The following is an 8,984-nucleotide window of genomic DNA, read 5'->3' on the forward strand; positions in this document are numbered from 1 at the left end:
GCAGCTATGTGCTGCTGCCGCCCGCGCGGCTTCCGGGTGAGCTGGATGTGCGGTGGCTGCGGGGGCCGGAGAATCCGCTGCCGGATCCGCTCACGCTGCTGGAGACGCTGACCGACGCGTGTGCGCGGTTCGTCGGCTCCGCGGAGCAGAGTGATGTCGACCATGAGTCGGTGGCCTGGCCGCTGAGCCGGTAGGCGGTGGCCTGGGCGGGGACCGGGTGCCGGGGCGTCCGGCGGCCGGTTTCGTCCTCGATCGCCGGACGGCCTGAGAGATGCCCTCAATCGCCGGGCGGGCTTGGTCTGCCGGTGGGCCCGGTTTGCCGGTGGGCCCGGTGTGGTTCGGGGGTTACGAGCCCTTGGCCGATGTCAGGCCCGGCAGGCGGTTCAGGACGGTCACCTTGCCCGTTTTCGCGCCCCTCTTCGGGACGTACACCAGCTGGCTGGAGACCCGCTCCTTCGTGAGGGTGCTCTTCACCTCGCCGGACAGCAGCGCCCGCACGTCCGGGGTGACCGCCGGGCGCAGCCCCTTCGCCGCGGTCTGCCGTTCGAAGTGCTTGCTGCTGAAGAAGACCAGCGCCCCGCCGCCTTCCGTCTTCAGGCCGAGCGGGCCGAACGCGCCGCTGTCAAGCGGCTGGTCGATGTACTGGTACGAGAACCCCGCCCGCCGGGTGTTCTGGCGCGTGGTGCGCCACAGCGAGGTGGACGGCCCGGGGGCGAACACATCGGGCGTGCCCTTTTGCAGGTAGCCCGTGTACTGCTCACTCAGCTCCTCCGGGGCCACCGCCAGCTCGGCGCTGTCCGCCTTCACCGGCTCGGCCCGGCCGTCGCCGTCCTTCGCGAATCCGGGCAGCTGGGACGGGGTGACGACCGACAGGTAGACGGCCTTCCACCCGGCGCCGGGACCGGACCTGACGAAGACGATCAGCCAGCGGGTGTCCTGCTTGCCGTTGTCCTGATCCCGGTTGGAGTCGGTGTCCGCGACGAACCACCGCGGCCAGCCCGCCTTCTTGGGGATGACGTAGGTCGCGTCGGTCAGCTCCAGCGTCCGGTGGTTCGCGTTGCCGTTCGGGCTGTTCTTCTGCCGGGCCGTCAGACCCGCCTGATTGATCGCACCGAGCGAGCCGCCGACCTGGTCCTCGTCCAGCGCCGGATCGTAGGCCCTGTCCGCCGCGTTGTAGGCGGCGGTGAACTCCTTCAGGGCCTGTCCGGCCTCAGATCTCGTCGCCGCCGGCACGACTTCCAGCTCGCCGTGCACCGTCACGCACCCGCTCGCCGTCATGCTCAGCACCGTCGCCGCCGCGAGTCCCGTCGCCAGCCGAACCGGCCTCAGACTTCTCATCCGTTGCTTTCTGCGCCTTCTGATCCGTCGCCCCCACTGACCGTGCGAACCCTACCGGGGCGAGGAACAGTGCGAGTGTGGGGATCAGATACAACGCCCACACCGTGATCTGAAGAACAGTCGGATCGGGCTGGAAGTTGAAGGTGCCCTTCAGCAGTGTGCCGTACCAGCTGTCCGGCGGAATCGTGGCGCTGATGTCGAACGCCTTGTTCTGCAGACCGCCGAGGAACTCGGCCTCCTGGAGATCGTGCACACCGTAGGCGAGCACACCCGCCGCGACGACCACCAGCATGCCGCCGGTCCAGGTGAAGAACTTCGCCAGGTTGATCTTCAGCGCACCGCGGTAGAACAGCCAGCCCAGCACCACCGCGGCGGCGATGCCCAGCACCGCACCGATCATCGGATGCCAGCCGTCGTCCGCCGCGTGCACCGCGCGCCACACGAACAGCGAGGTCTCCAGGCCCTCCCGGCCCACCGCGAGGAGCGCCGTGGCGACGAGTGCGCCGGTACCCATCGCGAGCGCCGCGTCGAGCTTGCCGTGCAGCTCCGACTTCAGGTGCCGGGCGGTGCGCCGCATCCAGAAGACCATCCAGGTGACCAGACCGACCGAGAGGATCGACAGCGAACCGCCGAGCGCCTCCTGCGCCTTGAACGTCATCTCCTGGGAGCCGAATTCGAGCCCCGCGCCGAACGCCAGGCTGACGACGATCGCGCTGCCGACACCGACCCAGATCGGCAGCAGCTTGTTCCGGTTGCCCGTCTTCACCAGGTACGCGATGAGAATGCAGACGACCAGGCTGGCCTCAAGGCCCTCGCGCAGGCCGATCAGGAAGTTACTGAACACGATTCGGATCCCTTTCCGCTTCGGGGTACTTGAGAACGACTACGAGAACAGCGCACGGCCCCACCAGTCGTCCTTGTCGTGGACGCCCGGCGGGACGGCGAAGTGCGCCGAACCCACGTGCTGGATGTACTCGTTGAGCGCGTCGTGTGCCGCCAGGCGCCGCTGGAGCGGTACGAACGCTTTTCGCGTGTCGCGCTGGTAGGCGAGGAAGAACAGCCCGGCGTCGAGGCGGCCCAGGCCGTCCGTGCCGTCGGTGAAGGAGTAGCCGCGCCGCAGGATCGTCGCCCCGGCGTTGCTGTCCGGGTGCGCGAGCCGTACGTGGGCGGTCGGCAGCATCGCCTTCAGGAACGGCTCGTCGCGCTCCTTGGCCTTGCCGACCGGGGCGCCCTCGCCCTTGTCGCGGCCGAAGACGTCCTCCTGCTCCTGGAGCGGGGCGCGGTCCCAGGTCTCGATGTGCATCCGGATGCGCCGGGCCACCAGGTAGGAGCCCCCGGTCATCCAGCCCGCCCGGTCCTTCCCGCCGACCCAGACGTGTTCGTCCAGGGCCGCGGTGTCGGTGCCGGCGATGTTCCGGGTGCCGTCCTTGAAGCCCATCATGTTGCGGGGGGTCTGTGCGCCGGGCGTCGTCGAGGACGTCTTGCCGAAGCCCAGCTGGGACCAGCGGATCGCGGTGCGGCCCATGCCGATCCTGGCCAGGTTGCGGATGGCGTGCACCGCCACCTGCGGGTCGTCCGCGCAGGCCTGGACGCACAGGTCGCCGCCGCTGCGGGCCGCGTCCAGGTTGTCGCCGGGGAACCTGGGCAGATCGACGAGCGCGTCGGGCCGCTTGTCCTCCAGGCCGAACCGCCCCTTGGCGAACAGCGAGGGACCGAAGCCGATCGTCAGCGTCAGCCGGGACGGTTTGAGCCCCAGCGCCTCGCCCGTGTCGTCCGGCGGGGCCTCGGCCAGGCCGCCGTACGCCCCGTCGCCGACCGCGTGACCGGCCGTCATCCGCTCGGCGGCCCGGGTCCACTCCTTGAGCAGCGCGACGAGTTCGGCCCGGTCCTTCGTGGTCACGTCGAACGCGGCGAAGTGCAGCCGGTCCTGGACGGCGGTGGCGATTCCGGCCTGGTGCGCACCGTGGAACGGCACCGCCGCGCCACTGTCCGCGGCCGGCACCTGCGTGTCGTCGGAGCGGACCGCGGCGACGGCACCTCCGGCCGCCACCGCGCCCAGCGCGAGTCCGGCGCCGCCCCAGCCGAGCAGTGCCCGCCTGGAGGGTGCGCCGCCGGGGCCCTGCGCCGCCGGGGCCCCGGAATCCGGGCCCTCGGTGTCGGCGGCCGTGTTCTGCGTCTTCTCGGACATGCCCGGCGCCTCTCTCCGACTCGTTACTTGGTCACCGCGGCGGCGAGCCTGGACAGCGGCTCGGCCAGTGCGTTGACCGCGTCCGACAGTTCCTTGCGGTCCGCCTTGCCGACCTTCTCGTACGAGGTGAACTCGTAGGAGGTCTTGTCCTTGCGGTACGTGTCCAGCAGCTTGTTCAGCTCCGCGAACCGCTTGTCCAGGGTGGCCGACAGCGCCGCGTCGTTCTTCGAGGCGATCGGCCTCAGCAGCTCGTAGGACTTCTCGGCGCCCTCGACGTTGCCCTTGAAGTCGATCAGGTCGGTGTGGCTGTAGCGCTCTTCCTCGCCGGTGACCTTGCCGGTCGCGACCTCGTCGAGGAGCTCCTTGGCGCCGTTGGCCATCGAGGTCGGGGTGATCTCCGCCGTGCCGACCCGCTTCTGCCAGTCGAGCAGGTCCTTGTAGAGGGTCGGCGCGAGGGCCTTCTCCTCGGCACCCAGCTGCTTGTCCTGCCACAGCGCCTTCTCCAGGCGGTGCCAGCCGGTCCACTTCTGGCCGTCCTCCAGGCCGTCCTCGCGGACGTCGACCTTCGGGTCGATGTCACCGAAGGACTCGGCGACGGGCTCGGTCCGCTCCCAGCCGAGCCGCGAGTCGGCGTAGATCTTCTTGGCGGCCTCGACGTCCCCGGCGGCGACGGCGTCCGTGAAGAGCTTGGCCTTCGGCAGCGTCTCGTCGGCCTGGTCCTGGACGTAGGTGCGGTAGGCGGCGACGGCCTTGTCCATCTCGGGGCTGCGCTTGGCCGCGGTGCCTCCGCTGACCTCAAGCTTCTGCCGGATGCCGTGGCCCTTCATACCGGGCTTGCAGGCGATCTCGTACGAACCGGCCTTGATCTCCGCCGTGATGGTGGCCTTGGTGCCGGGGCCGATGTTCTCGCGCTCGGCGACGATGCGGTCGTCCGGGAACAGGACGTAGACCTCGGTGACCTTGGAACCCTTGTTCTGCACGGCCAGTTCGACGTGCCCGGCCGGCAGCTTCTTCTTCGACACCTCGCAGGAGTCGTCCTTCGCGACGACCTGGACGGCACCGTCACCCTTGCCGTCGCTCTTCTCGGCGCAGCCCGTGACGGCGGTCAGAGCGGCCACGGTGGCGGCAGCGGTGACAACGGAGAAACGAACGGCTCGCATACGGGCTCCACGTGAGGACGAAGGAGAAGAAGGGAAAGGCTGGACAAAAGCAGGTGAGGTGAACCTAACTTAACGGAGCCTTACCTGACCGATACCCACCTGCGCAGTGATTCAGCTCTCACTGCGCGGGTGCGGGAACGGAGTGATCACGACCGACCCATGAGCGAGCCAGGTGATGGCAAAGTAATGGTCAAGAGCTCCGGTTCGGTATGACGAGCGGCACCCCGGTCCGCGGATGCGGGAATACCTCGACCGGCTGCCGGTAGACCTCGCCGAGCAACGCACTCGTGAACACCTCGGCGGGCGGCCCCGCCACCGCGATCCGCCCGTCGTGCAGCACGGCGGCCCGGTCCGCGTACGCGGCGGCCAGCCCCAGATCGTGCAGCACCACGACGACCGCGTCACCGGCGGCGGCCCGCTCCCGGCAGATCCGCAGCACGAGTTCCTGATGGCGCAGGTCGAGCGCGGCGGTCGGCTCGTCGAGCAGCAGCAGCGGGGCGCGCTGCGCGAGCACCCGGGCCAGGGCGACCCGGGCCCGTTCGCCGCCGGAGAGCGCGGAGAACGGGCGCGCGGCGAACCCGGTCACCTCGGTGGCCGCCATCGCCGCGCGGACCGCCGGATCGTCCTCGTCCTCACGTTCCGTACCGGCCCAGGGCGCACGCCCCATCCGTACGACGTCCTCCACCGGGAACGGGAAGGAGAGCGCCGCGGACTGCGGCAGCACGGCCCGGCGCAGGGCGAGTTCGGGCGCCGACCAGTCGGTGACGGGCCGTCCGTCGATCCGCACCGCACCGCTCTCGGCGGGCAGATCGGCGGCGAGTGCGGCCAGCAGCGTCGACTTCCCGGCCCCGTTCGGGCCGACGAGCGCCAGCACCTCGCCCGCGTGCACCGTCAGCTCGATGGAGTCGAGTACCTGGCGCCCGCCCAGCCGGACCCGCAGTCCGCGCACCTCGGCGACCGGGGCGCCGGGGGCGACCGGTGCCGGGAGCCGCCGGTCGCGTACCGCGAAGAGATTCCGCAGCGTCCTCATGCCCAACCACCTTGCTTGCGACGGGTCCTGCGCAGCAGCCAGAAGAAGAACGGGCTGCCGAAGAGTGCGGTCAGTACGCCGAGCGGCAGCTCGGCCGGATCGGCGACGGTACGGGCCGCGAGATCGCCCGCGACCAGCACCAGCGCACCGCCGAGCGCACTGCCGGGGACGAGGAAGCGGTGTCCGGGGCCGTTCGCCATCCGCAGCAGGTGCGGCACCAGCAGCCCCACGAACGAGATGATCCCGGCGACCGCCACCGCGGCGGCGGTCAGCAGCGCCACGACGAGCACCAGCACGACGCGGAGCCGCTCCACATCGACGCCCAGGTGCCGGGCGGGCCGTTCGCCGAGCGCGAGCAGGTCCAGCTTCCGTGCGTAGAACGGCGCGAGGACGAGCCCGAGCACCGCGCACGGCAGCACCGCCAGCACCTTGGGCCAGGTGGCCTGGGCCAGCGAACCGAGCTGCCAGAAGGTGATCTGGGTGATCTGCGCGTTGTCGGCGAAGAAGATGAACAGCCCGATCAGCGCGCCCGCGAAGGCGTTGACGGCGATACCGGTGAGGATCAGCGTCACCACCTCCGTCCGGCCGCCCGACCGCGACAGCGCGTAGACGAGCAGCACGGTCAGCAGCCCGGCGGCGAACGCGCAGACGGTGATGGTCCAGTTGCCGAAGAAGCTCAGCCCGAGGGCGATCGAGGCGACCGCGCCGACCGCCGCGCCCGCCGAGATGCCGATGACGCCAGGCTCCGCGAGCGGATTGCCGAACACCCCCTGCATCAGGGCGCCCGCGCAGCCGAGGGACGCCCCGACCAGAACCGCCAGGACGACCCTCGGCAGCCGTACGTTCCACAGGACGCTCTCGCCGACCCGGTCCAGGGCGTGCCCGCCGAGTCCGGTCCGGTGCTGCACGGAGGCCAGTACGTCGCCCAGCGGAATGCGGTAGGCGCCCAGTCCGGCGGAGAGCAGACAGCAGACGACCAGGGCCGCGACCAGCCCGACGGTCAGGGTGACGGCGGTGGAGCGCCGGGCCGGGGGCGCGCTCGCTTCCGGGGCCTCTGCCCCGGCCGGCCGGGTGCGTTCGTCATACGGGGCGGTCACTTCGCTGCTCCGTCCTTCGGGTGGAGCTGGGCCACCAGATCGCTCAGCACCCGGTCGGTGCGCGGCCCGCAGTTCAGCAGCACCCCGTCGTCGACGGAGAGGATCCGGCGGTCCATGCCGGCCGGGGTCTCGGCGACGCCCGGGATCTTCACCAGGCCGTCGACACCGCCGACCGAGTCGAGCCCCTTGGACATCACCAGGATCGCGTCGGGGGCCGCCTTGGCCAGCGCCTCGCTGGTGATGGCGGTGAAGTCCCGCTTCAGCCCGGACGCCTTGCCCGCGTCGACGGCGCCCGCCGCTTCGAGCAGTGAACTCGCCCCCGACTCGCGGCCGCCCAGCAGATAGACGGAGGCGGAGCCGCGCAGATAGAGGAAGGCGACCCGCGGCTTCTTCGCCCCGTCGGCCGGTGCGGGCACGGACGTGCGGACGGCGTCGATGCGGTCCTGGGTGCGCTGTTCGAGTTCGCCGCCGGACTTCGGTACGCCCAGGGCGGCCGCCACCGTCTCGATCCGGCGGCCGACGTCGGCGAGTTCCGTGGCCGGTTCGACGACGACGAGCGGAATCCCGGCGTCACGGATCTGGCCGATGGCCTCTACCGGGCCGGTCGTGGTGTCCGCGAGGACGACGGTGGGCCTCAGGGACAGGACGCTCTCGGCCGACACGTCGTGGGCGCGGGTCACCACGGGGAGCTTCTCGGCCTGCTCGAAGGTGGCGGTGATGTCGCGGGCCACCACCTGCTTGCCGAGGCCGAGGGTGAAGACGATCTCGCTCAGGCTGCCGGTCAGCGGCACGATCCGGTCGGCCGAGGTGATCGTGGTCCGCTCGCCGTCCGCCGACTTCACGGTGACGGGCAACTTCGGTACGGGCACGGTGGCCAGCGGTTCGATCCGGTCGGCGGCCGCGGCGGCGGTGGCCCCGGTGCCCGCCGTCTTCGCCGCGGGAGCCCCCGTACCTCCGCAGCCGGCCAGCAGCAGAGCCGTCGTCAGGGATATCGCGGCCGTCGCGACGCCGGTGCGCCTGCGCCTCGGTTGCCCGGTGTCCCGGCCCGGCCGGGCGAAGTCCTGCGAGAAGCGCACTGGGGCACCGTCCTGTCGTTCTGCGGCGTGCAGTTGGGAGTGGATTGCGAGGAATGTGACGGAAGGGGGGTACCGACACAAGATGTGCATATCTTAGGTTAGCCTTACCTCATCTTCTAGACCTCGGAGGGGTCCATGCCGCCGTTCAGACCTGCCCGCGCGCTCGCCGTCGCGCTTCTCGCGGTACTGCTGGGAGCCCTGCTCCCGGCCACCGCCGCGCAAGCGGCGGACCGAACGGTGCGGGGCGGCCGGCTGGACTGGGGCATCAAGTCCTCCTTCCAGAGCTATGTCACGGGCCCCATCGCCCAGGGCAGCTGGAGCCTGACCGGCGGCGCGGCCACGGTCGGCGGCAGCCAGTTCCGCTTCCACTCCGCCTCCGGTTCCTACGACCCGGCGAGCGGCGCGTTCAGCTCCGGCTTCTCGGGCGGTGTCCGCTTCACCGGTCACAAGAAGTCCGACGGCTCCAACGAGCTGGACCTCACGATCAGCCGCCCGGCCGTCCGCATCCAGGGCGGCAGCGGGACCTTGTACGCGGACATGGTCAGCAAGGACCGGGGGACCGGCCGGGTCACGTCCGCCTCCCAGGTGCCGCTGGCCACGCTCGGTCTGTCCGGGATCGACATGAGGGGCGGTTCCACTCCCATCGTCCTCAACAACGTCCCGGCGACGCTGACTTCACAGGGTGCGAAGTCCTTCGCCGGCTACTACACGGCCGGTACGCCACTGGACCCGGTCAGCCTCTCCGTGGACACCTCCGCCCCGGCGGGGAAGCCCGCCGCGTCCAAGTTCCCCGAGCGGCCCGGCAGCAGCGCGAAGCCGAAGGCGACGGCGGGCCGCTTGGAGGACGCCGCTGTGGACTGGGGCGTGCGCCGCACCTTCCGGGAGTACGTCACCGGCGCGATCGGCCAGGGGAAGTGGACCCTGGCCGGCGGCGCCCAGGACGGCGGCGCGCTCTTCCGCTTCCCGAAGGGGCAGGGCACGTACGACGCGAAGAAGCAGGCCCTGGCCGCCTCCTTCGCGGGCAGCGTCCGCTTCACCGGGGCCCATGACCTCGATCTGACGCTCTCCCGGTTCGCGGTGGGGCTGAAGTCGGGC

The 8,984-nt window shown here is 70.9% G+C and carries 8 protein-coding genes and 1 pseudogene; 2 read left to right on the top strand and 7 right to left on the bottom strand.

Translation table 11 applies throughout. From position 1 onward, the window contains the following. Nucleotides 1-194: pseudogene (locus tag J1C73_RS17630) on the top strand (bifunctional DNA primase/polymerase); the annotation flags it as partial. Between the two features lie 151 nt (nt 195-345). On the opposite strand, the gene J1C73_RS17635 reads toward J1C73_RS17630, so the two are convergent. The 7 genes from J1C73_RS17635 to J1C73_RS17665 form a co-directional block, all read right to left on the bottom strand. Then, nucleotides 346-1,278, bottom strand: coding sequence for an SCO2278 family lipoprotein (locus J1C73_RS17635; protein ID WP_207317233.1), 933 nt, complete (start codon nt 1,276-1,278; stop codon nt 346-348). Beyond that, entirely contained in the window at nt 1,211-2,182 is a 972-nt protein-coding gene (efeU, locus tag J1C73_RS17640; RefSeq protein ID WP_207317234.1) for an iron uptake transporter permease EfeU, read from the bottom strand. The genes J1C73_RS17635 and efeU overlap by 68 nt, the downstream gene beginning before the upstream one ends. Before the next feature lie 39 nt (nt 2,183-2,221). Beyond that, nucleotides 2,222-3,526 carry an iron uptake transporter deferrochelatase/peroxidase subunit gene (gene efeB, locus J1C73_RS17645; RefSeq protein WP_207317235.1) on the bottom strand — a complete coding sequence of 435 codons (1,305 nt, stop codon included), beginning with the start codon at nt 3,524-3,526 and terminating at the stop codon, nt 2,222-2,224. A 23-nt stretch (nt 3,527-3,549) separates the two neighbouring features. Then, entirely contained in the window at nt 3,550-4,686 is a 1,137-nt protein-coding gene (gene efeO / locus J1C73_RS17650; protein WP_207317236.1) for an iron uptake system protein EfeO, read from the bottom strand. A gap of 190 nt (nt 4,687-4,876) precedes the next feature. Further along, nucleotides 4,877-5,716: a heme ABC transporter ATP-binding protein gene (locus J1C73_RS17655; protein WP_207317237.1), complete on the bottom strand. Its 840-nt coding sequence runs from the start codon at nt 5,714-5,716 to the stop codon at nt 4,877-4,879. Continuing rightward, on the bottom strand, nt 5,713-6,813 hold the full coding sequence (locus tag J1C73_RS17660; protein ID WP_207317238.1) for a FecCD family ABC transporter permease: 1,101 nt from the start codon (nt 6,811-6,813) through the stop codon (nt 5,713-5,715). Before J1C73_RS17660 ends, J1C73_RS17655 begins: the two co-directional genes overlap by 4 nt. Then, nucleotides 6,810-7,889 carry a heme/hemin ABC transporter substrate-binding protein gene (locus J1C73_RS17665; protein WP_207317239.1) on the bottom strand — a complete coding sequence of 360 codons (1,080 nt, stop codon included), beginning with the start codon at nt 7,887-7,889 and terminating at the stop codon, nt 6,810-6,812. The genes J1C73_RS17660 and J1C73_RS17665 overlap by 4 nt, the downstream gene beginning before the upstream one ends. A gap of 135 nt (nt 7,890-8,024) precedes the next feature. Between J1C73_RS17665 and J1C73_RS17670 the strand changes: the two genes are divergently transcribed. Next, nucleotides 8,025-8,984 (top strand): HtaA domain-containing protein (locus J1C73_RS17670; RefSeq protein WP_207317240.1); only part of this gene is annotated, 960 nt, incomplete at its 3' end.

The organism is Streptomyces laculatispora, from assembly GCF_017353455.1.
Classification (GTDB): domain Bacteria; phylum Actinomycetota; class Actinomycetes; order Streptomycetales; family Streptomycetaceae; genus Streptomyces; species Streptomyces laculatispora.

Coding starts and splice junctions, on each gene's coding strand:
- J1C73_RS17635 (WP_207317233.1), bottom strand. CDS start 1,278: ATGACGGCGAGCGGGTGCGTGACGGTGCACGGCGAGCTGGAAGTCGTG.
- efeB (WP_207317235.1), bottom strand. CDS start 3,526: ATGTCCGAGAAGACGCAGAACACGGCCGCCGACACCGAGGGCCCGGAT.
- efeO (WP_207317236.1), bottom strand. CDS start 4,686: ATGCGAGCCGTTCGTTTCTCCGTTGTCACCGCTGCCGCCACCGTGGCC.
- J1C73_RS17655 (WP_207317237.1), bottom strand. CDS start 5,716: ATGAGGACGCTGCGGAATCTCTTCGCGGTACGCGACCGGCGGCTCCCG.